The organism is Streptomyces sp. NPDC090025, assembly GCF_044748125.1.
Lineage (GTDB): Bacteria > Actinomycetota > Actinomycetes > Streptomycetales > Streptomycetaceae > Streptomyces.
The window spans coordinates 715,299-740,071 of sequence record NZ_JBIVFL010000001.1 but is presented as its reverse complement, the minus strand read 5'-3'; the positions used below and the strand labels follow the sequence as shown (position 1 = coordinate 740,071).

23 protein-coding genes are annotated in these 24,773 nt (G+C 72.6%); 11 read left to right on the top strand and 12 right to left on the bottom strand.

All coding sequences use genetic code 11. The features are described 5' to 3' along the window. Positions 1–102 precede the first annotated feature (102 nt). From ACIPXM_RS03530 to ACIPXM_RS03515, 4 genes are all read right to left on the bottom strand, one after another. Positions 103–1,278: a hypothetical protein gene (locus tag ACIPXM_RS03530; RefSeq protein WP_401652477.1), complete on the bottom strand. Its 1,176-nt coding sequence runs from the start codon at positions 1,276–1,278 to the stop codon at positions 103–105. Positions 1,279–1,439: 161 nt separating this feature from the next. Continuing rightward, positions 1,440–2,333 (bottom strand): N-acetylneuraminate synthase family protein, encoded by an 894-nt coding sequence (locus ACIPXM_RS03525; RefSeq protein ID WP_401651482.1) that lies wholly within the window; start codon positions 2,331–2,333, stop codon positions 1,440–1,442. Positions 2,334–2,345: 12 nt separating this feature from the next. Further along, complete coding sequence (locus ACIPXM_RS03520; protein WP_401651480.1) at positions 2,346–3,545, bottom strand: cytidylyltransferase domain-containing protein; 1,200 nt, start codon at positions 3,543–3,545, stop codon at positions 2,346–2,348. Then, the gene (locus ACIPXM_RS03515) at positions 3,545–4,864 is read right to left on the bottom strand and encodes a DUF6716 putative glycosyltransferase (RefSeq protein ID WP_401651478.1); all 1,320 of its coding nucleotides are present in this window, start codon (positions 4,862–4,864) and stop codon (positions 3,545–3,547) included. Before ACIPXM_RS03515 ends, ACIPXM_RS03520 begins: the two co-directional genes overlap by 1 nt. 199 nt (positions 4,865–5,063) lie before the next feature. Here ACIPXM_RS03515 and ACIPXM_RS03510 point away from each other — a divergent pair, with 199 nt between their 5' ends. Beyond that, positions 5,064–6,059 (top strand): glycosyltransferase family 2 protein, encoded by a 996-nt coding sequence (locus ACIPXM_RS03510; protein ID WP_401651477.1) that lies wholly within the window; start codon positions 5,064–5,066, stop codon positions 6,057–6,059. Continuing rightward, positions 6,056–7,411: a polysialyltransferase family glycosyltransferase gene (locus tag ACIPXM_RS03505; RefSeq protein ID WP_401651475.1), complete on the top strand. Its 1,356-nt coding sequence runs from the start codon at positions 6,056–6,058 to the stop codon at positions 7,409–7,411. The genes ACIPXM_RS03510 and ACIPXM_RS03505 overlap by 4 nt, the downstream gene beginning before the upstream one ends. Before the next feature lie 29 nt (positions 7,412–7,440). Here the strand turns inward: ACIPXM_RS03505 and ACIPXM_RS03500 are convergent, their stop codons facing one another. The 3 genes from ACIPXM_RS03500 to ACIPXM_RS03490 all read right to left on the bottom strand — a co-directional run bounded on the left by ACIPXM_RS03500 (position 7,441) and on the right by ACIPXM_RS03490 (position 10,655). Further along, complete coding sequence (locus tag ACIPXM_RS03500) at positions 7,441–8,262, bottom strand: MerR family transcriptional regulator (RefSeq protein WP_401651473.1); 822 nt, start codon at positions 8,260–8,262, stop codon at positions 7,441–7,443. Positions 8,263–8,315: 53 nt separating this feature from the next. Continuing rightward, positions 8,316–8,984 (bottom strand): leucine efflux protein LeuE, encoded by a 669-nt coding sequence (gene leuE / locus ACIPXM_RS03495; protein WP_401651471.1) that lies wholly within the window; start codon positions 8,982–8,984, stop codon positions 8,316–8,318. A gap of 90 nt (positions 8,985–9,074) precedes the next feature. Further along, entirely contained in the window at positions 9,075–10,655 is a 1,581-nt protein-coding gene (locus ACIPXM_RS03490; protein ID WP_401651469.1) for a methylmalonyl-CoA mutase, read from the bottom strand. Between the two features lie 156 nt (positions 10,656–10,811). Between ACIPXM_RS03490 and ACIPXM_RS03485 the strand changes: the two genes are divergently transcribed. Beyond that, complete coding sequence (locus ACIPXM_RS03485) at positions 10,812–11,705, top strand: peptidoglycan-binding protein (protein WP_401651467.1); 894 nt, start codon at positions 10,812–10,814, stop codon at positions 11,703–11,705. Positions 11,706–11,977: 272 nt separating this feature from the next. On the opposite strand, the gene ACIPXM_RS03480 is transcribed toward ACIPXM_RS03485, so the two are convergent. Then, on the bottom strand, positions 11,978–13,171 hold the full coding sequence (locus ACIPXM_RS03480; protein ID WP_401651465.1) for a hypothetical protein: 1,194 nt from the start codon (positions 13,169–13,171) through the stop codon (positions 11,978–11,980). Further along, positions 13,171–13,860, bottom strand: coding sequence for an RNA polymerase sigma factor (locus ACIPXM_RS03475; protein ID WP_401651463.1), 690 nt, complete (start codon positions 13,858–13,860; stop codon positions 13,171–13,173). The genes ACIPXM_RS03480 and ACIPXM_RS03475 overlap by 1 nt, the downstream gene beginning before the upstream one ends. 466 nt (positions 13,861–14,326) lie before the next feature. Here ACIPXM_RS03475 and ACIPXM_RS03470 point away from each other — a divergent pair, with 466 nt between their 5' ends. Further along, entirely contained in the window at positions 14,327–15,109 is a 783-nt protein-coding gene (locus tag ACIPXM_RS03470; protein WP_401651462.1) for a Clp protease N-terminal domain-containing protein, read from the top strand. 4 nt (positions 15,110–15,113) lie between these two features. Here ACIPXM_RS03470 and ACIPXM_RS03465 read toward each other — a convergent pair whose 3' ends face one another. Beyond that, on the bottom strand, positions 15,114–15,641 hold the full coding sequence (locus tag ACIPXM_RS03465; protein WP_401651460.1) for a hypothetical protein: 528 nt from the start codon (positions 15,639–15,641) through the stop codon (positions 15,114–15,116). 329 nt (positions 15,642–15,970) lie between these two features. After that, positions 15,971–17,608 carry a family 20 glycosylhydrolase gene (locus ACIPXM_RS03460; protein WP_401651458.1) on the bottom strand — a complete coding sequence of 546 codons (1,638 nt, stop codon included), beginning with the start codon at positions 17,606–17,608 and terminating at the stop codon, positions 15,971–15,973. A 207-nt stretch (positions 17,609–17,815) separates the two neighbouring features. Here ACIPXM_RS03460 and ACIPXM_RS03455 point away from each other — a divergent pair, with 207 nt between their 5' ends. The 7 genes from ACIPXM_RS03455 to ACIPXM_RS03425 all read left to right on the top strand — a co-directional run bounded on the left by ACIPXM_RS03455 (position 17,816) and on the right by ACIPXM_RS03425 (position 23,970). After that, on the top strand, positions 17,816–18,364 hold the full coding sequence (locus ACIPXM_RS03455; RefSeq protein WP_401652475.1) for a 2-oxo-4-hydroxy-4-carboxy-5-ureidoimidazoline decarboxylase: 549 nt from the start codon (positions 17,816–17,818) through the stop codon (positions 18,362–18,364). Positions 18,365–18,643: 279 nt separating this feature from the next. Beyond that, complete coding sequence (gene sdhC, locus ACIPXM_RS03450; protein WP_123954581.1) at positions 18,644–19,024, top strand: succinate dehydrogenase, cytochrome b556 subunit; 381 nt, start codon at positions 18,644–18,646, stop codon at positions 19,022–19,024. An 8-nt stretch (positions 19,025–19,032) separates the two neighbouring features. Beyond that, positions 19,033–19,506, top strand: a complete 474-nt coding sequence (locus ACIPXM_RS03445; RefSeq protein ID WP_351664634.1) for a succinate dehydrogenase hydrophobic membrane anchor subunit — start codon at positions 19,033–19,035, stop codon at positions 19,504–19,506. A gap of 24 nt (positions 19,507–19,530) precedes the next feature. Next, on the top strand, positions 19,531–21,285 hold the full coding sequence (gene sdhA / locus ACIPXM_RS03440) for a succinate dehydrogenase flavoprotein subunit (protein WP_401651455.1): 1,755 nt from the start codon (positions 19,531–19,533) through the stop codon (positions 21,283–21,285). Beyond that, positions 21,285–22,043, top strand: a complete 759-nt coding sequence (locus ACIPXM_RS03435) for a succinate dehydrogenase iron-sulfur subunit (protein WP_401651454.1) — start codon at positions 21,285–21,287, stop codon at positions 22,041–22,043. The genes sdhA and ACIPXM_RS03435 overlap by 1 nt, the downstream gene beginning before the upstream one ends. 143 nt (positions 22,044–22,186) lie before the next feature. Next, complete coding sequence (locus ACIPXM_RS03430; RefSeq protein WP_401651452.1) at positions 22,187–22,720, top strand: hypothetical protein; 534 nt, start codon at positions 22,187–22,189, stop codon at positions 22,718–22,720. 137 nt (positions 22,721–22,857) lie between these two features. Continuing rightward, the gene (locus ACIPXM_RS03425; RefSeq protein WP_401651450.1) at positions 22,858–23,970 is read left to right on the top strand and encodes a serine hydrolase domain-containing protein; all 1,113 of its coding nucleotides are present in this window, start codon (positions 22,858–22,860) and stop codon (positions 23,968–23,970) included. A 2-nt stretch (positions 23,971–23,972) separates the two neighbouring features. Here ACIPXM_RS03425 and ACIPXM_RS03420 read toward each other — a convergent pair whose 3' ends face one another. Then, positions 23,973–24,545 carry a MarR family winged helix-turn-helix transcriptional regulator gene (locus ACIPXM_RS03420; RefSeq protein ID WP_401651448.1) on the bottom strand — a complete coding sequence of 191 codons (573 nt, stop codon included), beginning with the start codon at positions 24,543–24,545 and terminating at the stop codon, positions 23,973–23,975. Positions 24,546–24,773: the final 228 nt, after the last annotated feature.

Here is a 24,773-nt window from a genome sequence, read left to right as displayed (position 1 = left end):
GCCCCCAGTGAGATCAACTGCCCGTTGATCACGAAAAGTTCAGCCCGATAGGGGAAAGAAATCTTGTTCCCTGGGCATGGCGGTCACCCTCTGTGGGTATGTCTACCCGAATTCGAGCCTTTCGGTCTGGGTGGCGGTGCCCGCGACCCCGGCCAGGAAGCCCTGGGCGCGCGGCGAGGCGTTCTCCCGCAGCCACTCGGGGGCGATCTCCACCACGGCGACCTTCACCCCGGTGCCCGCGAGGGCCAGCGGCAGGGTGTGCACGACGGTGGAGGGGAAGCTGACGATGGACCGGCCGACCGGGCCGCGCCGGGCGATCAGCTCAAGGGGGAGGTCGGGCCGTACCACCTCAAGGCCGGTCTCGACGGCGATCCGGTGCAGCTTCTCGGCGCTCTCGCGGCGGTGCGCGAAGTAGCGGGTGGCGCCGTGGGTGGCCGCCAGGGCGGCGACGACCTTCAGGTACTCCTCCGGGTCCACCACCCCGGTCTCCACCAGGGAGGTGCCGACCAGGTCGGCGCCGCGGGTGATCCGGGGCGGGCCGAAGCGGGCCCGGGTCCAGGCGAAGTCGTTGGCGGTGACGGTGACGCCGGGCGGCGGCTCGACCGGCAGCGAGGTGAAGATCTCCACGCTGCGGTTGCGGCCGGGGGCCAGCTTGCGCCGGGCGACCTTGGTGACCGGGGCGAGCGCCAGCTCGCGCGGGCCGCGCCCGCTGCCGCGCCGGTGCCAGCGCACCAGCCGTTCGCCGCGGGCGAGTTGGGAGGCGAACTCCATGGTGGCGGTGCCGTCGTCGACGACGGTGACGCGGCGCGGGCCGAACAGGCCGAGGAGCAGCTGCACGTACCGCGAGAAGGGGTCGCCGACGATGACCCGGTCGGCGGCCCGCAGCGGCCGGGCGAGCTCGCGCAGGGTGGCGACGACGGCGCCCCTGCCCTGCCGGGCCTCCTGCCACTTCACGGTGACGCCCTCGTCCCTGGCGAGCTGGGCCATCCGGCGCAGCTGTCCCCGGGACATCGGGTCGGTGGGCGAGAGCACGACGACGGTGAGGTCGGCGTGCGCGAGGGCGGGCCTGGCGGAGCCGGCCCGGGGGTCGGTGCCCCAGTCGTCGGCCCAGTCGTCGGCCTCGGCCGGGGCCGGTTCAGTGCTGTCGGCGGCCGGGCCCTCGGCGAGGGCCGGGACCGGGGCGGCCCCGGCTCCCCCGAGGGGGGCCGGGGCGGCGGGGCTGGCGGTCGAGTCGGCGGCGCCGGACGCTATGGCCGTACCGGCCGTCGCCCGGTCCATGCCGGGTTCGACGGCGTGACGGGCCGTCGACGCGGGCGCGGCGCCGGTGGCGCCTCTGCGGTCCGGCTGGCCGGGCACGCCCGGAAGGACCGCCGTGGCGTGGGCCCATTCCAGGACGTTCAGCAGCTGGACCGGGCTCTCGACGAACGCCAGCTGGCCGGTCATGCGGAGACGAGGCCCTGGACGCGGCGGAGCTTCTTCATCGGGCCGAGCTCCGACTCGTAGACCTTCTTGACGCCGTCGCCGAGCGCGGTCTCGATGGTGCGGATGTCACGGACCAGACGCTGCAGGCCCTGCGGCTCGACCGAGGCGGCCTGGTCGGAGCCCCACATGGCGCGGTCGAGGGTGATGTGACGCTCGACGAAGGTGGCGCCGAGGGCGACCGCGGCCAGCGTGGTCTGCAGGCCGGTCTCGTGGCCGGAGTAGCCGATCGGGACGTTCGGGTACTCCTCCTGCAGCGTCTGGATGACGCGCAGGTTCAGCTCCTCGGCCTTCGCCGGGTAGGTGGAGGTGGCGTGGCAGAGCAGGATGTTGTCGCTGCCCAGGACCTCGACCGCGTGGCGGATCTGCTTCGGGGTCGACATGCCGGTGGAGAGGATCACCGTACGGCCGGTGGCGCGCAGCGCGACGAGCAGCTCGTCGTCGGTGAGCGAGGCGGAGGCGACCTTGTGGGCCGGGAGGTCGAACTTCTCCAGGAAGGCGACGGCCTCGGTGTCCCACGGGGAGGCGAACCAGTCGATGCCGCGCTTCTTGCAGTGCTCGTCGATGGCGCGGTAGTCGTCCTCGTCGAACTCCACGCGGTGGCGGTAGTCGATGTAGGTCATCCGGCCCCACGGGGTGTCCCGCTCGATGTCCCACTGGTCGCGCGGGGTGCAGATCTCCGGGGTGCGCTTCTGGAACTTGACGGCGTCACAGCCCGCCTCGGCGGCCACGTCGATGAGCGCGAAGGCGTTGTTCAGGTCGCCGTTGTGGTTGATGCCGATCTCACCGGTGATGTAGACGGGCCGGCCCGGACCGGCGGTCTTGCTGCCGAAGGTGCGAAGGCGGTTGCTCATGATGGTGGTTCCTTATGCGTTGGGGGTGTGGGGCTCAGGGATGTGGAGCTCGGGTCCGAGGAGCCAGGCGGCGATCTCGCGGATCGCTCCGGAGCCGCCGGGTGTGACGGTGACCGCGCGGGCGGCGGCCCGTACGGAGTCGTGGGCGCTGCCCACCGCGACGGGCCAGCCGACGAGGTGGAAGCAGGGCAGGTCGTTGACGTCGTTGCCGGCGTAGAGCACCCGCTGCGGGTCGATGCCCTGCTCGTCGCACCACTGCTTGAGGGCGAGGTCCTTGCGGTCCACGCCGTGCAGCACGGGGATCCGGAGCTTGCGGGCGCGGGCGGCGACGACCGGGTTCTGCTCGGTCGACAGGATCAGCAGCGGGACCCCGGCCTTGCGCATGGCGGCGATGCCGAGGCCGTCGCCGCGGTGCACGGAGACGAACTCGCGGCCCTCGGAGTCGATGTGGACGCGGTCGTCGGTCTGGGTGCCGTCGAAGTCGATGACGACGGCGTCGACGTCGGTGAGGCCCGGCGTGGCCGGGGTGTCGAGCAGCGGCGCCAGGGCCCGGGAGCGGGCCAGGTCGTGCGGGTCGTCGATCTCCAGGACCCGGGCCGGGTCGGTGACGACGAGCGCGGTACGGCCGAAGAAGCGGTGCTGGTGGGTGCGGAAGCCGTCGGCGGCCATCGCGTAGACGGAGCCGGTCTCCAGGTACTCCGCCTCGCGGTCCTGGCGGCGCGGCCGGTGCGCCTTGTCGTGGTTGACGCCGACGGCGCCGTCCTCCGTCCGCTTCCACAGGAAGCCGTGGCTGGGGGCCGCGGTGAACGCGGTGTCGGCCTCGCCCGAGGTGACCTTGGCGGCGGTCTCGGCGACCTCCTCGGGGGTGAGGAAGGGGCTGGTGCACTGGACGAGGAGGACCACGTCGACGGTGCGGCCGTGGGCGGCCTCGAAGCTGTCCACGGCGTGCAGCACGGCGGACTCGCTGGTGGCGGTGTCACCGGAGATCGCGGCCGGGCGCTGGACGGCCTCGGCGCCGAAGGCGCGGGCGGCGTCGGCGATGGCCGGGTCGTCGGTGGACACCACGACGTCGGTGACGCCGGTGGCGCCGAGGCAGGCCCGGACGGCGCGGCCGACCAGCGGGATCCCGGCGACCGGGGCCAGGTTCTTGGCCGGGACGCCCTTGGAGCCGCCGCGTGCGGGGATGACGGCGAGCACGGTGGGGGTGGACATCACAGTTCTCCGAGACGGCGGATGACGGGGGCCACGCGCTGGACGCCGTGGCGGTAGGCGCCGCGCGCCGCCTCGCGGACGATCCGGCGCACCCCGCTCTCGCGGGGCTCCGGCGCGGTGACGTCGAGACGGTGGCGGGCGAGGACCGTCGGCAGGTATCCGCCGGCGGTCTCGGCCGTGTAGAACGGGGCGACCGGCGGCAGTTCCGGTCCTTCGAGCAGTTCGGCGACCCGGTCGCGGGCGGCGTCGAAGGCCCGCTCGTAGGCGCCTCCGGCGGCGACGCCCTGGCGGGCCAGCCACTCCTCGTCGGGGGTCGGCACGACGCCCTTGTCGAGGGCGTCGAAGGAGGTCAGCAGCCCGGAGCCGATGAAGTGGTGGTTGCCGAGCGCCTCCCGGACCCCCATGTCGGTGAGGATCGCGGTCGGGACGCGGCGGTGCAGCGACTCCAGGGCGGCCGTGGACGACACGGTGACGAGCAGGTCGGTGCGGTCCAGGACCTCGCCCATGTGCCCGTACACGAGCCGGAAGTTCGGCGGCACCGGGAGGTCCCGCACCAGCTTCTGGTACGGGAACTCCTCCAGGTGCGTGGTGTGCTCGCCGGGCCGCGAGCGCAGCTTGAGGAGCACCTCGCGGTCCGGGCGCAGCCGGGCGTGCTCGACCAGCCGGCGCAGCACGTACGCCCGCTCGGCCTTGCTGACCGGCACGGACGGCTGGGCGGCGAAGACCAGGGTGTCCCGGCCGGCCTCGGGGGCGTGCGGGGCGCCGCCGAGGAACGGCAGCGCGGCCTCGACGACGGAGCCCGGGTCGGCGCCCACGCCCTCGTACACGGCGCGGAACCGCTCGGCGTCGTGCCGGGAGTTGGCGAGCACGACGTCGGCGCCGTGGCGCAGCAGCAGGCCGTCGGCGAGCTTCTCGTAGACGACGCCGACGTAGCCGGTGACGAGCACCGGGCGGCGGTCGAGACCGAGGTCGGCGAGGCCCTGGAGCATGGCGCGGACGGTGCCGCCGACCAGGGCGAGCACGATGACGTCGTAGCCCTCGCCGCGGGCGGCGGCGTCGCGTACCTCGCGGAGGAACTCCGTTCCCGTCACTTCGCGCGGGGCGGTGTCGGACACCGCGGTCTCGGCGAGCTGGCGGGTGGTGGGGGTGGCGCGGCCCCGCAGAACGAATCCGGTGGGATTGTTCGGCGCTGTGTTCTGCGCCGCGTTCCGCGCTGCGGCGGGGGAAATTCTGCGTGCGGTGAGCGCGCCCCATTTCCACCGGGTGTCGGAGTCGGCGAGAACGGCGACGCGCACCGCTCGATCGGTACGTGATGGCACGTCCAGGACGTTAGAAGTGCTCGGGGATTCGTAGCCCAACTGGGCCACAACAAAGGGTTAACAGCACCATGACGCACGACGGGAAACGGACAGAAAGGCGACGGGAGGCGGGGTGGTTAAGGGGCTCGCCGCTTCGTGTTCACCGAGCATCCTCCTACCGGTCAGGGCGAAGGCCGGGCGGGCGCCTAGCGTCGATCGCGTGGTCAAGCTCTCCGTCGTCGTGCCGTTCTTCAACGTGCAGACATATGCCCCCGACGCCCTTCGAAGCCTGCGCGCGAACGCCCGCGAGGACTTCGAGTTCCTGCTGGTCGACGACTGCTCGACCGACGGGACCCCGGAGCTCCTGGAACGCGCCGAGCGCGAGCTCCCGGGCGCGCGGCTGCTCCGGCACACCCGTAACGAGGGTCTCGCGACGGCCCGCAACACCGGCCTCGACGAGGCCCGCGGCACGTACGTGACCTTCCTGGACGGCGACGACTGGCTCGCCCCCGGGCACTACGAGCGGCTTGTCGCCACCATGGACGAGCTGGGCTGCGACTTCCTGCGCACCGACCACGTCCGGGTCACCGGCCGAAACCGCTCGGTGCGGCGGGTGCCGGTGGGGCGCCGGATGGAGCTGCTCGCGCCGCGCGACGCGATCCTGCCGTCCGACCGGGGCACCTCGGTGGACTACCCGTACGCGTGGGCCGGGATGTACCACCGGCGGCTGCTCGACCGGGGGCTGCTGCACTTCACCCACGGGCTGCGCACGGCCGAGGACCGGCCGTGGATCTGGCGGCTCCACCGTGAGGCGGAATCCTTCGCGGTCAGCGGTGAACTCGGCGTCTTCTACCGGCGCGGAGTGAGCACTTCGCTCACCCAGATCGGCGACGTACGGCAGCTCGATTTCATTCGCGCATTCGATCAGGTCATCGAAGAGACGAAGAACGATCCCGACGCGGACCGGCTGCTTCCGAAAGCCGTCCGCACCTATTGCGCCGTGATTGCCCATCACATCGGGAACATGGCCAAATTCGAACCCGAGGTCGGGCGGAAATTGCGCGCGATGAGTTCCGGCGCGCTGCGGCGGATGCCGCAGGACGTGCTCGCCGAGGCCCTGACGGCGATGGGCGAGGACCGCGCGGGCCCGCTGCGCCGGCTGAAGCGCCGCCGCCCCGCCCCCGCCCCGGTCGCCCTGGAGACGAACGCCGCATGAACAGCGCCACCCCGGCCGCCCCGACCGCCCCGGTCCGCGGCACCACCCAGATCTTCTACGCGTCCACCCTGTACGGCGCCGCCACCCTGGCCGCCGCCCTGGACAGCGGCTGCTTCCGCGCCGCCGACCGGCGGGTGCTGCTCGTCTCCACCAACTCGGCCGTGCCGGAGACCACCACCCCGCTGGACCGGATGCCCGGCTTCGAGCGGCTGCGCGGCCGCTTCGACGAGGTCCTGGACTGGAACGACACCATCGAGCCGCTGCACCCCGGCGGCTGGAACCCGCGCGCCGACGACCTGCCGCTGCTCCAGCGGCATCTGCGGCGGCTCTGGGGCCTCGGCACCGACCGGATCGAGCTGGTCGTCGAGTCCCTCCAGGTCGCGCCCGCGCTGACGATCGCCCTGCTGTTCCCCGAGGCGTCGATCGACGTGTACGCGGACGGGCTGATGAGCTACGGGCCGACCCGCAACAAGATCGACCCGCTGGTCGGCGAGCGGGTCCGCCGCCTGCTCCACCTGGACCTGGTGCCGGGGCTCGACCCGCTGCTGCTCGCCGAGTTCGGGGCGGTCGCCGAGATCGTGCCGACCGAGGCGTTCACCAAGGTCGTCGAGGAGCTGTCGGGGCCGGTCGCCGCCGGGACCGACGGCGCCCCGGGCCCCGCCCTGCTGCTCGGCCAGTACCTGGCGGCGCTGTCCCTGCTCACCGCGGAGGAGGAGGGCGAGCTGCATCTGCGCATGGTGCGCGGCGCCGTCGCCCGCGGCCACCGCACCCTGGTGTTCAAGCCGCACCCGACCGCGCCGGACGCCTGGTCGAAGGCGCTGGCCGAGGAGGCGCGCGGGCTGGGCGCCGAGCTGACCGTCGAGGACCGCCCGGTGCTCGCCGAGGTCCTCTACCGCGAGCTGCGGCCCGCGCTCGTGGTCGGCTGCTTCTCGACCGCGCTGTTCACGGCGAGCGCCTTCTACGGCATCGAGACGGCGAAGGTCGGCACCCGGCCGCTGCTCGCCCGGCTCTCGCCGTACCAGAACAGCAACCGGGTGCCGGTGACCCTGGTGGACACCCTGGTGCCCGACCTGGAGGAGCCGGGGCAGCCCGCGCTCGACGGCGCCGGGCTCGCGGGCCTGGTGTCCGCGGTGGGCTTCGCGATGCAGCCGCGGATCCGCGCCGACCTGCGGGAGGCGGCGGTACGCCATCTGTCGGGCCCGCTGGCGGCCGGCACCCGGCACCACTTCACCCGCCGCCGGCTGACCTCGCTCGGCCTGCCGGGCGGCCTCCCGGTCCCCCGCCACCCGGGCCTGCGCCGACTGGCCCGCCGCGCCCTGAAGCTGAAGCGGCGGGCTCTGGGCGGCAAGTAGCCGTCCCGTCCGGCAGCGCGGGCGGCGGCTCAGGCGCGGGTGACCGGCTCCTGGATCTCGGTCACCCAGCCCGCCGGGTCCTGCGGGCACTCCAGGTAGAGCTCCCTGGCGTACCCGGCGGACCGGTAGCCGTTGGTGTCGATCCAGGCGGCCAGGGCCTGCGCGGTCGGCAGGATGTCGTCCATCGAACCGCGATGGACGATGGTGGCGGCCTCCTCGATCGCGGGCAGCACGCGCACCTCGACGCCCTCGGCGACCGTGCCCTCGGGGACGGTCATCCCGGCGTGCACGACGATCGAACCGTCGCCCTTGCCCGCGTCCTCGTAGTAGGCGATCCCCGGGCCGAAGCCGGTGACCCCGGCCGCCGCCAGACGGTCGCACAGCTCGTCGTACAGCGGCCCGATGACGGGGGTGATGGCCTCCGGCTCGAAACCGGCGGCGACGGCGCTCAGCTCCGCGATCCGGACGGCGGGGATCTTCTTGGCGACGACGTCGTGAGTGGACATGTGTCCCTCTTCCTCGATGGCTCGGAGCCGCGCACCGACCTGGGCGAGCCGGGTCCGCGCCTCGTCCAGGGCCGTCTCCAGCTCGGCCCTGCGCAGGCGCAGCATTCCGCGCAGCTCCGCCGCGTCGACCCGCTCGTCGAGGATCGCCCCCACCTGTTCGAGGGTGAAGCCGAGGTCCTTGAGCGCGATGACACGGTTGAGCCGGGCGAGCTGGTCCGCCGAGTAGAAGCGGTAGCCGCTGTACGGGTCGACGTGGGCCGGGCGCAGCAGTCCGACGGCGTCGTAGTGACGCAGCATCCGGACCGACACCCGCCCGTGCCGGGCGAAGTCTCCGATGGTGAACATGACGCCCCCTACGCAACGGCCTCACACGGTGTCAGGGTCAAGCGGCCGCGACGTCAGGCGGCGCTGCTGAGGGAGAGCTTCACCGCGAAGCCGAGGAACAGGGCGCCGGCCGCCGAGGTCGCGCCCGCCGAGAGCCGCTTGCGGCGGCGGAAGGCGGCGGCGAGGCGGGTGCCGCCGAATATCAGGGTGGTCAGGTAGAGGAAGCTGCCGATCTGCAGCAAGGTGCCGAGGACCAGGAAGGACAGCGCCGGGTAGGCGTAGGCCGGGTCGACGAACTGCACGAAGAAGGAGATCAGGAAGAGGATCGCCTTCGGGTTGAACAGGCTGATGACCAGCGCCCTGCGGTACGGCCGCTCCACCGGCTCCGCCGCCTCGGCGGCCGTCGTGCCGGTGTCGCCTTCGCCGTCGGCCCGGCCGCGCTCGCGCCACATCGCGTGGGCGGCGCGCAGCATCCCGTACGCCATCCACGTCAGATAGCCCGCGCCCGCGTACTTGACGATGGTGAAGAGCAGCGGCGTGGTCTGGAGCAGCGAGGCCGCGCCGAGCGCGGCCAGCGTCATGAGGACGGTGTCGCCGGTGAACACCCCGGCGGCGGCCTTGTATCCGGTCCTGGTGCCCTTGCGGGCGGCGACGGACAGCACGTAGAGCGAGTTCGGCCCCGGCAGAAGGATGATGAGGACGAGCCCGGCGAGATAGGTCGGCAGATCGATGACACCCAGCATGAACGGAGTGTCGCACGGCGGTACGACACTCCGTCCAGGTGTTCCGTATCCCGGAAGATCACCGCCGTACGGGCCTGCGGGCGGCGCCGGTCAGAGGGCGTCGGTGGGGGTGTAGGTGCCCCAGACCTCGCGGAGCGCGTCGCAGACCTCGCCGACCGTGGCGCGGGCCTTCAGCGCCCGCTTCATCGGGTGGAGGACGTTGTCGGTGCCCCGGGCGGCGTCCTGGAGTTCGGCGAGCGCCGCGTCGACCTCCGCCTGGTCGCGCCCGGACCGGAGCTCGGCCAGCCGGGCGGCCTGCTGGGCCTCGATCGCCGGGTCGACCCGCAGCGGCTCGTACGGCTCCTCCACGTCGACGGTGAACCGGTTGACGCCGACGACGACCCGCTCCCCCGCGTCGGTCTCCTGCGCGATCCGATAGGCGTTGCGCTCGATCTCGCCCTTCTGGAAGCCCCGCTCGATGGCGTGGACGGCGCCGCCGAGATCCGCCACCCGGGCCATCAGCGCCACCGCCGCCTCCTCGATGTCGTCGGTCATCCGCTCCACGACATAGGAGCCCGCGAACGGGTCGACCGTCGCCGTCACGTCCGTCTCGAAGGCGAGGACCTGCTGGGTGCGCAGCGCGAGCCGGGCCGACTTGTCCGTGGGCAGCGCGATCGCCTCGTCGAAGGAGTTGGTGTGCAGCGACTGCGTCCCGCCGAACACCGCCGCGAGCCCCTGGACGGCGACCCGCACCAGGTTCACCTCCGGCTGCTGCGCCGTCAGCTGCACCCCCGCCGTCTGCGTGTGGAACCGCAGCATCCACGACTTCGGGTCCTTCGCCCCGAACTCCTCGCGCATCACCCGCGCCCAGATCCGCCGGGCCGCCCGGAACTTCGCCACCTCCTCCAGCAGCGTCGTACGGGCCACGAAGAAGAACGACAGGCGTGGCGCGAAATCGTCCACGTCCATGCCCGCCGCCACCGCCGTCCGCACGTACGCGATGCCGTCCGCGAGCGTGAACGCGATCTCCTGCACGGGCGAGGCGCCCGCCTCCGCCATGTGATAGCCGGAGATCGAGATCGTGTTCCAGCGCGGGAGCTCCGTCCGGCAGTACCGGAAGATGTCCGCGATCAGCCGGAGCGACGGCTGCGGCGGGAAGATGTACGTGCCGCGGGCGATGTACTCCTTCAGGACGTCGTTCTGGATCGTGCCCGTCAGCCGGTCGGCGGCGACCCCCTGCTCCTCCCCCACCAGCTGGTACATCAACAGCAGCAGCGCGGCCGGGGCGTTGATCGTCATCGACGTCGACACCTTGTCCAGCGGGATCCCGTCGAACAGCACCCGCATGTCCTCGACCGAGTCGACCGCCACCCCGACCTTGCCCACCTCGCCGTGCGCGATCGGGGCGTCCGAGTCGTGCCCCATCTGCGTGGGCAGGTCGAACGCCACCGAGAGACCGGTCGTCCCGTTCGCGATCAGCTGCTTGTAGCGGGCGTTCGACTCCACCGCCGTCCCGAACCCCGCGTACTGCCGCATCGTCCACGGCCGTCCGGTGTACATCGACGGATAGACCCCCCGGGTGTACGGGTACCCGCCCGGCTCGCCGAGCCGCTCCGCCGGATCCCACCCCGCCAACACCTCGGGCCCGTACACCGGTTCGATGGGCAGTCCCGACTCCGACTCGCGTGCCATGCGCTGTGCCTCCCGTGACGACGGTGACTGGTGACGACTGTGGGGACGGTGAAGACCCGAGTTCCCAGCATGCCCGTCTCGATTCGGTCACGTGCGCAACCGGGCGCGGCCGGGAATCATCCCTCAGTACACACATTCACTTTTCGGGGGGCTCCGATGAAGCGTTCGTCCGTCATACGCAGAGCAGTTCTGGCCGCCGCGGCCGTGGCACTGGCCGCCGGCTGCACGCCCGGCGGGGATTCCGGTTCCGGTTCCGGCAAGGGCACCGTCAGCCAGGCGCCCGGCACCGCCACCGCCGCGCCCTCGGCGAGCGGATCGACGGACGACGGCAAGCCGTCCTCGCCCGCCACCTCGGCGAGCCCTTCGGACTCCGCGTCGGACCCGGCCTCCGCGTCGCCGAGCAGCACGCCGCCGAAGGCCAAGGCCCTGATGGACGACGGCGACGAGAACGAGCAGGTGCGCGAGCTCCAGGCCCGGCTGCGCCAGGTCGGCTACTTCGACCGGGCGCCCACCGGTTTCTACGGCACCATGACGGCCGGCGCGGTGAAGGCGTTCCAGAAGAAGCGCGAGCTGCCGCAGACCGGCGTGGTCGACGAGACCACCTGGCAGCGCCTGCTGTCCATGACCCACAAGCCGACCGTCGCCGAGCTGCGCCCGGCCACCACCAACCAGCTGGACACCCCGGACCCGCGCTGCATGACCGGCCGGGTGCTCTGCATCAGCAAGGAGAGCCGCACGCTCGCCTGGATGATCGACGGCAAGGTCGTCACGTCGTTCGACGTGCGCTTCGGCTCCGAGAACACCCCGACCCGCGAGGGCGTGTTCAAGGTGGAGTGGAAGGCCAAGAAGTGGACGTCGACGATCTACCACACTCCGATGCCGTACTCGATGTTCTTCAGCCGCGGCCAGGCCGTGCACTACTCGGCGGACTTCGCGGCCCGCGGCTACGCCGGTGCCTCGCACGGCTGCGTCAACGTCCGGGACAAGGCCAAGCTGGCGGACCTGTTCGAGCAGGTGAAGGTCGGCGACAAGGTCGTCGTGCACTGGTGACCCGCTGACAGCCGAGGGGCTGAGAGGCCGAGGGGCCGAGGGGCTGAGGAGAAGGGGCGCGGGTGGGACCGGGGGAACGTGTCCCACCCGCGCCGGTGCGCCGAGCCGAAGGTACGGGGGGAACCCCGGCTCATTGCGCTCGCCGATGACCAGTCGGCTCACTCAGTACTGCGCCGGGGGGTCGAAAAGTGTCACACCCCCGTCGCCGCCATGAACGCGAGCGGTCCGCGCCGTGCCCCTGACGGGGCCGCGGGCCATGGCGGGGCCGGGTCTCAGGCCCGGCTGCCGACCGGCTTTCCGGGGTGCTTCCGGTCGCCGCCCTGGTCACGACCCGGGCCACGGTCCCGGTCCCGGCCCCTGTCACGGTCCCGGTCGCGGTCCTTGTCCCGGTCCTTGTCCCGGTCACGATCCCGGTCGCGGTCTCTTTCCCCTGTGTCGTCGCCCGCTTCGCCGCCCTGACCGCCCTTGCCGCCGTCGGAGCGCGCGGGCGCGGACCCGCCGCCGCCCTGGCCACCGGTACCGGTACCGGACAGGATCCGGTCGCAGTAACGCTTGACGGTCTCGCCGCCGCGCAGGGCGCCGGTGAGCCGCTGCCTGCCGGTGTCGGCGAGCTTGCCCGCGCGGAACTCCCGGCAGGCCCGGACGAGCCTGCCCCGGTCCTTGTCCCGGTCCTTGTCCCGGTCGAGCTGCGGGTCCGGGTCGCCGGACAGCCCGCGGTCGGTGCCGCCGGTGCGTCCGCCGGGCGTCGCCGCGCCGCCGGTGCCCGGTGTCGGGACGGCCGGGGAACCGGTCGTGCCGGGGGTACGGGGAGTCCCGTACGGGTCCGGGGTGCCGGTGCCGCCATGGGTGCCGGGCGCGGCCGTACCGCCGTCGGTGGCGCTGTCCGTACCGCCGGTGCCACCGGTGCCGCCGGTCGGGACGACCGGGACGGCGCTGCCGGTGCCGCCGCTGGGGCCGCCGGAGAAGCCGGGCGGCACGCTGTCGACGGCCACCGCCGAGTGCTCGGGGCGCGGTTCGGCGGTCAGCGGCAGCACGCCGGTGCCCGCGGCCACGGCGACGCCGCCGACCGCGACGGCGGCGAACGCGGCGGCCAGCCCGTACCGCAGCGGACGTCCCCACCGGCTCCCGTCCGCGGCCTGACCGAGCCGGACGGCGCCGAGGTCGGCCGCGGTGCCGTGGCCCGCGCAGCCGGACGGCACCACGGGGGTGCCGCGCTCCGCGACGGCCTTGCGGAAGGCGGCGAGCGCGGCGGCCTCGCCCGGGAGTTCGTCGCCGGGGCGGCTGCCGGTGCGGCCGGAGCCGGTGCCGGCGGCGGAGCGGGCGCCCGGGGTGCGGGCGGTGTCGAGGGCGCGGGCGAGGCGGGTGGCCTCGGCGCGGTCGGCGGCGTCGACGGGGTCGACCGGCTCGCCGCGCAGCAGCCGCTCCGCGGCCTCCTGGTCGAGCCACTGGTACCGCTCGTCGGCCATCACATGTCCTTCTGCGTCCGCGCGCGCGATTGCGTCACACCGCGGGGGCCGTCGGCCCCCGGCCTGGGACCGCGCTGCGGAGGGACGCCGTCCAGCGGGGCGGCGGTGTCGTCGGCCGGGTCGGCCGGGTCTCCGGCGGGCGCCGCGCCGAGCAGTTCGGCGAGTTTCTTGAGGCCGCGGTGGGCGGCGGTACGGACGGCGCCGGGGCGCTTGCCGAGGGTGTCGGCCGCGCTCTTGGCGTCCAGGCCGACGACCACGCGCAGCACGACGGCCTCGGCCTGGTCCTGCGGGAGTTGTGCGATGAGGTGCATGGTGCGGCCGGTGGCCAGGGCTTCCAGGGCCTCGTCCGCGGTGTCGGACTCGGCGGGTCGGTCGGTGAGTTCGGTCTCGTCGCCGCCGAAGACGGGGCGGCGGCCGCGCATCCTGATGTGGTCCAGGGCGCGGTTGCGGGCGATCCGGGCGGCCCAGCCGCGGAACCGGTCGGCGTCACCGCTGAACCGGTCGAGGTCCCGGGCTATCTGGAGCCAGCTCTCGGAAGCGACGTCCTCCGCGTCGGCCTCGCCGACGAGGGTGCGTATGTAGCCGAGGAGCCGCGGCTGCACCGCGCGGTACACGGTGCGGAAGGCGTCCTCGTCGCCGTCCTGCGCGGCGAGCACTGCGGCCGTCAGCTCCGCCTCGTCCCCCAGCACTCCCCACACCTGTTCGTCTGTCCGTCGTCACGCTCATCGCGGCTGGTCGGCACCGCCACGCCGCCCGAGGCGCGCAGCCAGAACGCTACGTCCTTTTCGGGCGCGCCGTCCACGCGGGTCCGATTCTTTGTACAACTCGCAACTTCATGCCGAACGATGCCGAACGATGCCGAACGGGGGTCACGACGCGGGTCACACAGGGGTGCGTCCGGGTGTGACACAAAACGCATCCTCGGCGCTGTTAGGAGTACGGGGCCGTGCTGCGGCTCCGCGGACGACGACCGGGGGCCTCTCCTGTGGGGGGTGGCGGCCCTCGGTCGTCTTCCTTTTCCGGGTCATTCCAAGGGCTCCTTCCGGGGCTTTTCAGGGCGCTTCCTACGGGGGCGCCCCTTTTGCGCCCTACCACCGAGACAGGACTGTCAACCGACCGTTGACACCTTTGGACTGTCAACCTAGGGTTGCACTCATGACGAATCCACTCGGCATGAGCCACCCCGTCCGGCTCGACGACCTGATCGACGCGATCAAGAAGTCCCGCCCGGACGACGCACTGGACCAGCTGTCCGACGCGGTCATCGCCGCGGATCACCTCGGTGAGGTGGCGGACCACCTCATCGGTCACTTCGTGGACCAGGCCAGGCGGGCCGGCGCCTCCTGGACCGACATCGGCAAGAGCATGGGGGTCACCCGGCAGGCCGCCCAGAAGCGCTTCGTCCCCAAGGACGACAAGGAGGCGGACGCGGCGAAGATGGACCCGAACGCGGGCTTCAGCCGCTTCACCCCGCGGGCCAGGAACGTCGTGGTCGCCGCCCAGAACGAGGCGATCGCCGCCCGCAACGACAAGACCGTGCCCACCCACCTCGCGCTCGGTCTGCTGGCCGAGCCGGACGGCCTCGCGGCCCGCTGGATCACCGGCACGGGCGTGACGGCGGAGGCGTTCCGCGCCGCCGTCACGCCGGTCCTGCCCCCGGCCGCCGCCGAGGTGCCCGCGCTCATCCCGTACGACGCGGACGCCAAGAAGGTCCTGGAGCTCACCTTCCGGGAGGCGCTGCGGCTCGGCCACAACTACGTGGGCACCGAGCACATCCTGCTCGCGCTCATGGAGTTCGAGGACGGCAAGGGCCCGCTCGCCGGGCTCGGTCTGGACAAGACCGCCGCCGAGCGCGACCTCACGGCGGTCCTCGCCACCCTGACCGGCACCGGCACCGGTACGGAGACCGGTACGGAGGGGCAGTCGGCCGGGGCCTGACGGCTCAGGCGGTGCGCGCCCTGCGCGAGACGACCGCGCGCAGGACGCGGCCGCCCTCGGTCGACAGCTCACGGGCCCGGCGCAGTCCGGTCGGGCCGTGCGCGGCGGAGTCCAGGACGGCCTGCTGACGGCGGAGTTCACCCGCGTGCAGCGGGCCGTCCCCGGTCGCGTCCAGGTGGGCGTGCGCGCCGAGCGCGGCGGCCGAGCAGTCCAGGGCCCAGGCCCGCAGCGGTGCCTCGGTCCAGTCGGCGGGCGCCCCGGTCAGCATCCCGCGCACCAGCGCGGCCGGTGCCGCGGCGGCGCCGGGACCGGCCGTGCTCTCCAGCTCCACCTGGGCCTTGGCCATCGCGTCGCCCCAGGCCACGCCGTCGCCCCGGGCCACGGCGGCCCACACCGGCCGCAGCGCGTCGGCGCCGTCGGGCGCGAGCAGCGGCAGACAGCGGTCGAGGCAGGCGAGACCGGCCGCCGCCAGGGCGCGCGGGTCGGCGTCGCCGATCAGTTCCTGCAGGCTCGTGCTCGTCACGGACGTCATCGACGCTCCTCGCCACGGATGCGGACGCAGTACTTCCACTACTGCGCCGTCCGGCGCGTTTTCGTCACTGCGCGGCCGGAATCATGCCAGCGTCGTCACGCCGTGCATAGGGGGTGTCGTGCCGGTCAGGCCGGATCAGTGAGCGGCGTCCGGTGTCGTGGATCGCAAGGCGGAGGAGGGAGGCGACGCGGAGCGTCGGCGACCGACGACAACGCGGCGAGGCGCGGCACCGGACGCCGCGAGCCCGGCCTGGCCGGCACGACACCCCCTGAGGGGTGTCACGTACCGGACAGACCCGGACCCGCCCGGGGGGGCCTCGCGGCGCGCCCTCAGTCCCGCACCTTCGCCGCCAGCGCCCGGAACTCCGGCCAGCCGAGGCCCGGTTTCCCGGCGTCCCACAGCTTCTGCGACAAGGCCGTCAGCGGCATCCGGATGCCGTCCGCCACCTGCGCCTCCGTCTGCGCGTTCGCGAGGTCGCACCAGACGGCGAAGCTGCCGCCGAGGATCTGCGGGTCGTACCGCGCGGGCACCGGTCCCGTGCCGCGCACCACCAGCGGGGTCCACTGCTCGTAGATGCGGCGGCCGGTCGGGTAGGCGAAGTCGTTGGGCTGGCCGAGCACGTAGTAGAGGTACTCGTCGTTGTAGTTGACGAGTTTCCGGCCCGCGCTCAGGTACGAGACGGGGTCGCGCGCCCCGATCTCCTTGCCGGTCCAGTAGGCGACCTGGAGGTCCTGCGCCGCGCTGGTCACACCCCCGGTGTAGAAGCCGTCGTTCCAGGCCCGCAGCGCCTTGCCGGTCGGCCGGACCACCGCCGCGCGGTCGTTCAGCCAGCCGGTCGCCAGGTCCTTCACCCGGCCCGCCGCGCCGTACTTGGCGACCGCCGCGCGGGCCAGGCCCGGATAGGTCGCCTCGGGGTTCCGCGACATCAGCGCCACGTACTCGTCGCCGCCCAGGTGCCAGAAGGCGCCGGGGAACAGGCCGGTGTACTCGCGGAGCAGTTCGTCCACGATCTTCGCCGCGGCCGGGTCGGAGATGTCGACGGCGCCGCGCGGGGCCCGGCCGGTCGCGCTGACCAGCTGGAGCCCGGGGTGGGCGGCGATCACCGCGCCCAGGTGTCCGGGTGAGTCGATCTCGGGGACGACCGTGATGTGCAGGCTCTGCGCAAGCGCCACGATCCGGCGCACCTCGGCCTTGCTGAGGTGCCGCTCGGAGACGACCTCGGGGTGGCTGTCGGAGGCGATCCGGAAGCCCTGGTCGTCGGAGAAGTGCAGACCGAGCTGGTTGAGCTTCAGGTCGGCCATCTCGCGCAGCCGGGCCTCGATCCACCCGGCCGAGAAGTACTTCCGGGCGATGTCCACCATGAGCCCGCGCTGCGGCTTCGCGGGCGCGTCGGTGATCTCGCCCTCGGGTATCGCCCCGGTGGACCTGACGGACTGTTTCAGGGTGCGTGTGCCGTAGAACACCCCGGCCTGGCCGGGGCCGGTGATCCGGACCCCGCCGCCGCGCACGGTGAGGGTGTACGACTCGGGGCCGCCGTCGCCGCCGAGCGCCAGGCTCACATCGCCGGGCCGGGCCGCCGCCGTGCCCCGGTAGGGGATCCGCAGCTCGCCCGCGAGCAGTTTCGCCTCGTCGCCGAGCGCGCCCTCGTCGGCGGCGGCGACCACGACACCGCTGTCGGGTCCCGGTTTCCAGCCCGGGCCGCGCTCCGCCTTGTGCGCGCGGACCTCCGGGATCACCCGGGGCGCGGCGGACAGGGCGTAGCTCCTGCTGGGCGTGGGGGTGGGGGTGGGACTCGGGGGCGGCGGCCGGCTCGCCGCCGTGCTGGGCGCCCGGGTCGGGGCGGAGCTGCCGGAGGCGGTCGGCGAGCCGTCCGAAGGTCCGGCGGAACAGGCCGCCACGGTGGCCAGTGCCACCGCGGCCGCCATCAGTGCGGGGCCCCGGCGGGGCCCCCGTATGGAGTACCGCATCACCCGGAATCCTCCCCCACCTGGCGCGTCCCGGCATCCCGGAGGTGCGGGGATCCTGTGAACGCGGCACGGAACCGGCGTCCCTTCTGTCCATGGTTGCCCGGCAAACCCACTCGTCCAGGTGAAATTCGCGCATCCGTCGGACACTTCCCTCGTCCCGCCGATAACGTGGTGTCACCACCCACCCCATGCGCCCCGGAGTCCCCGCTGACCAGCGACACCCATGCCGCCCCCTGCCGGACCCTGGGCTCCCCCGCCATACCCGCCCAGCTGGGCACCGGGCGGCACGCCGACCCCGGTGGGCTGGTGCGGTTCAACGCGGCCCCGGCCGACGCCGCCGAGCTGCTGCTGCTCGGCTGCTGCGGCAGCCGCCGCTGGGCCGAACGGGTGGCGGCGCACCGCCCGTACCCGACCCTCGACGCGCTGCTCGCCGCCGCCGACGAGGCCGGTTACGACCTGAGCGGGCCCGATCTCGACGAGGCGCTGGCGCACGAGACCTCGGCCCTGCCGCACCCGGACGCGCCCCCGGCCGCCCGCACCGCGCTCGGCGCCGCCCTCGCCGCGTACGAGGCGAGCTTCGGGCACGCCTTCGTGATCAGCCTGGACGGCATCCCGGCGGGCGAGCGGCTCGACCAGGTGCTCGCGGGGATCCGCTCACGGCTCGGCAACGAGCGGGAGGAGGAGCGGGTGGTGGCCGCCGACGAGCTGCGCCAGCTGGCCCGTTCCCGGCTGACCCGCGCGGTCGCGGCGCGCTGAGCCCGGCCCACCGGGCGCGGCGCGGCGAGACCGCCCGTACCGCCGCCCGGACCGTCGCTCGTACGGACATCCGGACAACCCCCCACGATTCGCCCGGAATGTAGCTCTTCGTGACCGAACGATAGCCCGTCCGTGCCTGTTTGATCACACCTATGGACCCCGCGCGAGCGAACCGACAAGTCGTCGCTACGATGACCGGGGCCGGTGGACCGTACCCGGCCGGGCCAGACCGACAGAGAAGCCGGCCGGCCCTGATCCCCGCTCCCGGAGGGTTTTTCCGTGCCGGCTGGAACGCTGTACCGCGGCCGGGAAGGAATGTGGTCCTGGGTGGCTCATCGAGTCACCGGCGTCCTCATCTTCTTCTTCCTGTTCGTACACGTCCTTGACACCGCTCTCGTCCGCGTCTCCCCCGAGGCGTACGACGATGTCGTGGCGACGTACAAGACGCCGATCGTCGCACTCCTCGAGTACGGCCTGGTCGCCGCCATCCTCTTCCACGCGCTGAACGGTCTCCGTGTCATCGCCGTGGACTTCTGGTCCAAGGGCCCGCGCTACCAGAAGCAGATGCTCTGGACCGTCGTGGGCATCTGGGTCGTGCTCATGGCGGGCTCCCTGTACCCCGTCCTCGGCCACGCCGCACGTGAACTGTTCGGGAGCTGACTTCAGACATGTCTGCTGACACCACTTCCGCCATCGGTCCCGTCGAAGGCGCCGCCTACGACGTGGACAACCCGGCCCCGTACATCGAGGCCCCGCGCAAGCGCACCGGCAAGACCCCGCGGGCGACCCGCGGCAACTTCGAGATGGCCGCGTGGCTCTTCATGCGCCTCTCGGGTGTCGTCCTGGTCGTCCTGGTCCTCGGCCACCTGCTGATCCAGCTCTTCCTGGACGGCGGCGTCTCCAAGATCGGCTTCGCCTTCGTGGCCGGCCGCTGGGCGTCCCCGTTCTGGCAGGTCTGGGACCTGCTGATGCTGTGGCTGGCCATGCTGCACGGCGCCAACGGCCTCCGCACGGTCATCAACGACTACGCGGAGCGGGCGAACACGCGCCTGTGGCTCAAGGGCCTGCTGTACACCGCCACGGTGTTCACCATCCTTCTGGGCACGCTGGTGATCTTCACCTTCGACCCGAACATCCGCTAGGCACGGGGCTGAGGTAACCACGTCATGAAGTTCCACAAGTACGACACCGTCATCGTCGGCGCCGGTGGCGCGGGCATGCGCGCCGCCATCGAGTCGACGAAGCGCAGCCGCACCGCCGTGCTGACGAAGCTCTACCCCACCCGCTCCCACACGGGCGCCGCGCAGGGCGGCATGGCCGCCGCGCTGGCCAACGTGGAGGAGGACAACTGGGAGTGGCACACCTTCGACACGGTCAAGGGCGGTGACTACCTGGTCGACCAGGACGCCGCCGAGATCCTGGCGAAGGAGGCCATCGACGCCGTCCTCGACCTGGAGAAGATGGGCCTGCCGTTCAACCGGACCCCGGACGGCACCATCGACCAGCGCCGCTTCGGCGGCCACTCCCGCAACCACGGCGAGGCCCCGGTCCGCCGGTCCTGCTACGCCGCGGACCGCACCGGCCACATGATCCTCCAGACGCTGTACCAGAACTGCGTCAAGGAGGGCGTGGAGTTCTTCAACGAGTTCTACGTCCTGGACCAGCTCCTGGTCGAGGAGGACGGCGTCAAGAAGTCGGCCGGTGTGGTCGCGTACGAGCTCGCCACCGGCGAGATCCACGTGTTCCAGGCCAAGGCCGTCATCTACGCGTCCGGCGGCACCGGCAAGTTCTTCAAGGTGACCTCCAACGCCCACACCCTGACCGGTGACGGCCAGGCCGCGTGCTACCGCCGCGGGCTGCCCCTGGAGGACATGGAGTTCTTCCAGTTCCACCCGACGGGCATCTGGCGCATGGGCATCCTGCTCACGGAGGGCGCCCGCGGTGAGGGCGGCATCCTGCGCAACAAGGACGGCGAGCGCTTCATGGAGAAGTACGCGCCCGTCATGAAGGACCTCGCGTCCCGCGACGTCGTGTCCCGCTCCATCTACACGGAGATCCGCGAGGGCCGCGGCTGCGGTCCCGAGGGCGACCACGTCTACCTGGACCTGACGCACCTCCCGCCGGAGCAGCTGGACGCCAAGCTCCCGGACATCACCGAGTTCGCCCGTACGTACCTCGGCATCGAGCCCTACACGGACCCGATCCCGATCCAGCCCACCGCGCACTACGCCATGGGCGGCATCCCGACGAACGTCGAGGGTGAGGTCCTCTCGGACAACTCCACCGTCGTCCCGGGCCTGTACGCGGCCGGCGAGGTCGCCTGTGTCTCCGTGCACGGCGCCAACCGCCTCGGCACCAACTCGCTCCTCGACATCAACGTGTTCGGCCGTCGCGCCGGCATCGCGGCCGCCGAGTACTCCCACGGCGCCGACTACGTCGAGCTGCCGGAGAACCCGGAGTCGCTCGTCGTCGAGCAGATCGAGCGGCTGCGCAACTCCACCGGTCACGAGCGGGTCGCCGACATCCGCCGTGAGCTGCAGGAGACGATGGACGCCAACGTGATGGTGTTCCGCACCGAGCAGACCATCAAGACGGCCGTCGAGAAGATCGCCGAGCTGCGCGAGCGCTACAAGAACGTGTCCATCCAGGACAAGGGCAAGCGCTTCAACACCGACCTCCTTGAGGCCATGGAGCTGGGCAACCTGCTCGAACTGGCCGAGGTCATGGCCGTCTCGGCCCTGGCGCGCAAGGAGTCCCGCGGCGGTCATTACCGCGAGGACTACCCGAACCGCGACGACGTCAACTTCATGCGCCACACCATGGCGTACCGCGAGGTCGGCGAGGACGGCTCCGAGACCGTCCGTCTCGACTACAAGCCGGTCGTGACGACCCGCTACCAGCCGATGGAGCGTAAGTACTGATGGCTACCCCCGTTCTGGACAAGGTGGAGCAGGAATCCGCCGCGTCCCCGTACATCACGGTCACCCTCCGGATCCGCCGCTTCAACCCCGAGGTGTCGGACGCGTCGGTCTGGGAGGACTTCCAGATCGAGATCGATCCGAAGGAGCGCGTGCTCGACGCCCTCCACAAGATCAAGTGGGACCTCGACGGCACGCTGACCTTCCGGCGTTCCTGCGCCCACGGCATCTGCGGCTCGGACGCGATGCGGATCAACGGCAAGAACCGGCTGGCCTGCAAGACCCTGATCAAGGACATCAACCCCGAGAAGCCGATCACCGTCGAGGCCATCAAGGGCCTCACGGTGATGAAGGACCTCGTGGTCGACATGGAGCCGTTCTTCCAGGCGTACCGGGACGTCATGCCGTTCCTGGTCACCAAGGGCAACGAGCCGACGCGCGAGCGCCGGCAGTCCGCGGAGGACCGCGAGCGCTTCGACGACACCACCAAGTGCATCCTGTGCGCCGCGTGCACGTCGTCCTGCCCGGTGTTCTGGAACGACGGCCAGTACTTCGGTCCGGCCGCGATCGTGAACGCCCACCGCTTCATCTTCGACTCGCGTGACGAGGCGGGTGAGCAGCGCCTGGAGATCCTGAACGACAAGGACGGCGTGTGGCGCTGCCGCACGACGTTCAACTGCACGGACGCCTGCCCGCGTGGCATCGAGATCACGAAGGCGATCCAGGAGGTCAAGCGCGCGCTGATCACGCGTCGCTTCTGATCCTCGGGCCGCTGGAACACGCGAAGGGCCCCGTCTCCCCCACCGGGAGGCGGGGCCCTTCGCGTGTTCCGGCGACGGGTGCGTGTGCCAGGATCTGGGGCAGAGTTGCAGTGCCGCGAGGCCGGAACAGGACGGGGACACCGATGAGCGAGCCGAACCCATACAAGGCGGGCGACTCGGGCGGTTACGAGTGGGGCCCGGGGCAGCAGGGGCCCGGTACGCCGCCCGCGTACGGCTATCCGCAGACCCCGCCGCCCTACCAGCCGACCCTGCCTGCCGGAGTGCCGCTCCAGCCGCAGTACGCGCCGCCGGCGGCCCCGATGGGCATGGGCGGGGCGCCGCTGCTCAGCCTGGGCGACATCAGCGTGGTGGGCGACCAGATCATCACCCCGGCCGGGGCGATGCCGCTCAAGGGCGCGGTGTGGAACGCGATGGACATGTCGCGGACCGAGGAGAAGCTGCCGACAGTCGCGATCGTCCTCGCGGTCATCTTCTTCCTGTTCTGCCTGCTCGGCCTGCTGTTCCTGCTGATGAAGGAGAAGCAGACCACCGGCTTCATCCAGATCACGGTGACCAGCAACGGCCGGCACCACCAGACGATGATCCCGGCGACGGGTCCTGACACCTTCCACTGGGTGATGGGGCAGGTCAACTACGCGCGCTCGCTGAGCGTCTGAGGATCCCGCACCTCTCCTGAGACCCCTCAGGGTTCTGCCCTGGTTCCTCTCGGGGATCTTCTCGGGGTACGGGCTCGGGGTAACGCCCGGGTCGTCCCCGATGGTGCCGAGGGTCGGCGCGCCGCGAACCTTGATCCATGACGAACTCGTGGATCAAGACGGCACGTTGGACGGCGGCGGTGGCCGTGGCGGCGCTGGTGGTGGGGGCCGCGGGACCGGCGGGCGCGGTGACGCCCGACCCGCCCCGCACGGCCCTGGTGACGACGCCGAGACCGGACGCGGCACGGCTGGACGCGGCACGACCGGACGCGGGACGGCTGGACGCGACGGCGCTGCGCGGCGCCCTCGCCGGGCTGCCCGACGAGTTCACGCGGGGCGCCATGCTGCGGGTGAGCGGCCGGGACGGCCGGTGGAGCGGGACGGCCGGCGAGTGGCCCGGGTCGGTGGACGCCGAGTTCACCATCGGCAGCGTCACCAAGCTGTTCACCGGGGCGGTCACGCTGCAACTGGTCGGCGAGGGACGGCTGTCGCTCGACGACACGGTCCAGGAGCTGCTGCCGGGCCTGCTGCCGCCCTCGTTCGCCCCGATCACCGTGGGTCAGCTCCTCAGCCACACCAGCGGGCTGCCGAAACCCGTCTGCGCGCACCCGGGGACCCCGGTGGAGGTGGTCACCTCGGCCGTCTCCTGCGGGACGCCCGCACCGCCGGGGACCGTCTCCCAGTACAACGGCGTCAATTACTACCTGGCGGGCCTGGTCATCGAGAAGGTGACCGGGCGGTCGTACGGGACGGAGCTGCGCGACCGGATCCTGCGGCCGCTCGGGCTGCGGCACACCCGGCTCCCGGCCGACGCGCCCGCCTGGGCGGAGGGCGGGCTGGTGTCGAACGCCTCGGATCTGCGGCTCTTCCTCAGCACCCTGATACGCGGCGGGCTGCTGCGCCCGGCCGAGCGGCACCTGCTGTTCGAGAAGCCGCCGGTGCCCGGGGCGACCTTCAGCTACGCGGGGCTGATGGAGTACCGGCTCGCCGACGGGACCGTGCTGTGGGGGAAGACGGGCTCCTACGGGGGTCACGCCAGCGGCGTGTTCGCGACCCGGGGCCTGGAGCGGATCGCCGTGTACTCGACGCTGCCGACCGGTGTCGACGGCGGGCAGGAGCTGCGCCGGATCGAGCGGATGGCCGAGGCCGCGTTCCGCGGCATCCGAGGCGTCCGCGGCGTCCGCGGCGTCCGCGGCGTCCGAGGCGTCTGACGTCAGCCGTGCCAGGGCCCGGCCGCCGGATCCCGCTCGGCGACGAGCATGATCCGGCGGAGCAGGTCGTTGAGAGTGGCGCGTTCCCCGGCGGTGAGGACGGCGAGGAGCCGGGACTCCTCGTGGCCGAGGACGTCCATGGCGCCGAGCCAGTGGCGGCGGCCCTCCTCGGTGAACTCGACGACCACCCGGCGGCGGTCGACGGCTGAGGGGGTGCGGCGGAGGAAGCCGCGTTTCTCCAGGGCGTCGAGGCGGCCGGTGACGGAGGCCGGGGCGAGGTCGAGGTCCTCGGCGAGCTCGGAGGGGGCGGCGGTGCCGCCGCGGCCCGCGAGCTTGTGGAGGGTGTCGAACTCGTGGCGTTCGAGGTCGAAGTCGACGAGGGACCTCTCCCGCACCCGGCGCAGGTGCACGGAGAGCTTCTTCATCCGGGTGACCGCGCCCTCGACGGCCGGATCGAGCCCGGGCAGCACCGGGGCCCAGTGGGCGACGTGCTCGTCGGTCCAGTCACGGGCGGGCTCGGGGAGGCCGGGCTCGGGGGATGTGGGCTCGGGGGATGTGGGCTCGGAGGAGGCCATGGCGTGATCGTACGGCGGGGGCGGGCACCCCACCTCGCCGAAACCCGGGGCATCCCGGTGACCGACGCTTCGGCGAAGAGAGACGCTCACCCGCTCACCCGCGCGGGCCCCCCCCCCCCCCCCCGGGGGGGCCCCCCCCCCCGCGGGGGCGGGCCCCCCCCCGCCCGCCCCGGGGGGGGGGGGGGGGGGCCCCGGGGGGGCGGGGGGCCCCCCCCGCGGGGGGGCTAC

Excerpts from the sequence above, each read along its gene's own strand:
- ACIPXM_RS03425 (WP_401651450.1), top strand. The coding sequence starts at position 22,858 with ATGACGAACTCGTGGATCAAGACGGCACGTTGGACGGCGGCGGTGGCC.
- ACIPXM_RS03480 (WP_401651465.1), bottom strand. The coding sequence starts at position 13,171 with ATGGCCGACGAGCGGTACCAGTGGCTCGACCAGGAGGCCGCGGAGCGG.
- ACIPXM_RS03530 (WP_401652477.1), bottom strand. The coding sequence starts at position 1,278 with ATGGACCGGGCGACGGCCGGTACGGCCATAGCGTCCGGCGCCGCCGAC.
- ACIPXM_RS03500 (WP_401651473.1), bottom strand. The coding sequence starts at position 8,262 with ATGTTCACCATCGGAGACTTCGCCCGGCACGGGCGGGTGTCGGTCCGG.
- ACIPXM_RS03470 (WP_401651462.1), top strand. The coding sequence starts at position 14,327 with ATGACGAATCCACTCGGCATGAGCCACCCCGTCCGGCTCGACGACCTG.
- ACIPXM_RS03505 (WP_401651475.1), top strand. The coding sequence starts at position 6,056 with ATGAACAGCGCCACCCCGGCCGCCCCGACCGCCCCGGTCCGCGGCACC.
- ACIPXM_RS03435 (WP_401651454.1), top strand. The coding sequence starts at position 21,285 with ATGGCTACCCCCGTTCTGGACAAGGTGGAGCAGGAATCCGCCGCGTCC.
- ACIPXM_RS03445 (WP_351664634.1), top strand. The coding sequence starts at position 19,033 with ATGTCTGCTGACACCACTTCCGCCATCGGTCCCGTCGAAGGCGCCGCC.
- ACIPXM_RS03525 (WP_401651482.1), bottom strand. The coding sequence starts at position 2,333 with ATGAGCAACCGCCTTCGCACCTTCGGCAGCAAGACCGCCGGTCCGGGC.
- ACIPXM_RS03430 (WP_401651452.1), top strand. The coding sequence starts at position 22,187 with ATGAGCGAGCCGAACCCATACAAGGCGGGCGACTCGGGCGGTTACGAG.
- ACIPXM_RS03465 (WP_401651460.1), bottom strand. The coding sequence starts at position 15,641 with ATGACGTCCGTGACGAGCACGAGCCTGCAGGAACTGATCGGCGACGCC.
- ACIPXM_RS03460 (WP_401651458.1), bottom strand. The coding sequence starts at position 17,608 with ATGCGGTACTCCATACGGGGGCCCCGCCGGGGCCCCGCACTGATGGCG.
- ACIPXM_RS03520 (WP_401651480.1), bottom strand. The coding sequence starts at position 3,545 with ATGTCCACCCCCACCGTGCTCGCCGTCATCCCCGCACGCGGCGGCTCC.
- leuE (WP_401651471.1), bottom strand. The coding sequence starts at position 8,984 with ATGCTGGGTGTCATCGATCTGCCGACCTATCTCGCCGGGCTCGTCCTC.
- ACIPXM_RS03420 (WP_401651448.1), bottom strand. The coding sequence starts at position 24,545 with ATGGCCTCCTCCGAGCCCACATCCCCCGAGCCCACATCCCCCGAGCCC.
- sdhA (WP_401651455.1), top strand. The coding sequence starts at position 19,531 with ATGAAGTTCCACAAGTACGACACCGTCATCGTCGGCGCCGGTGGCGCG.
- ACIPXM_RS03485 (WP_401651467.1), top strand. The coding sequence starts at position 10,812 with ATGAAGCGTTCGTCCGTCATACGCAGAGCAGTTCTGGCCGCCGCGGCC.
- ACIPXM_RS03490 (WP_401651469.1), bottom strand. The coding sequence starts at position 10,655 with ATGGCACGCGAGTCGGAGTCGGGACTGCCCATCGAACCGGTGTACGGG.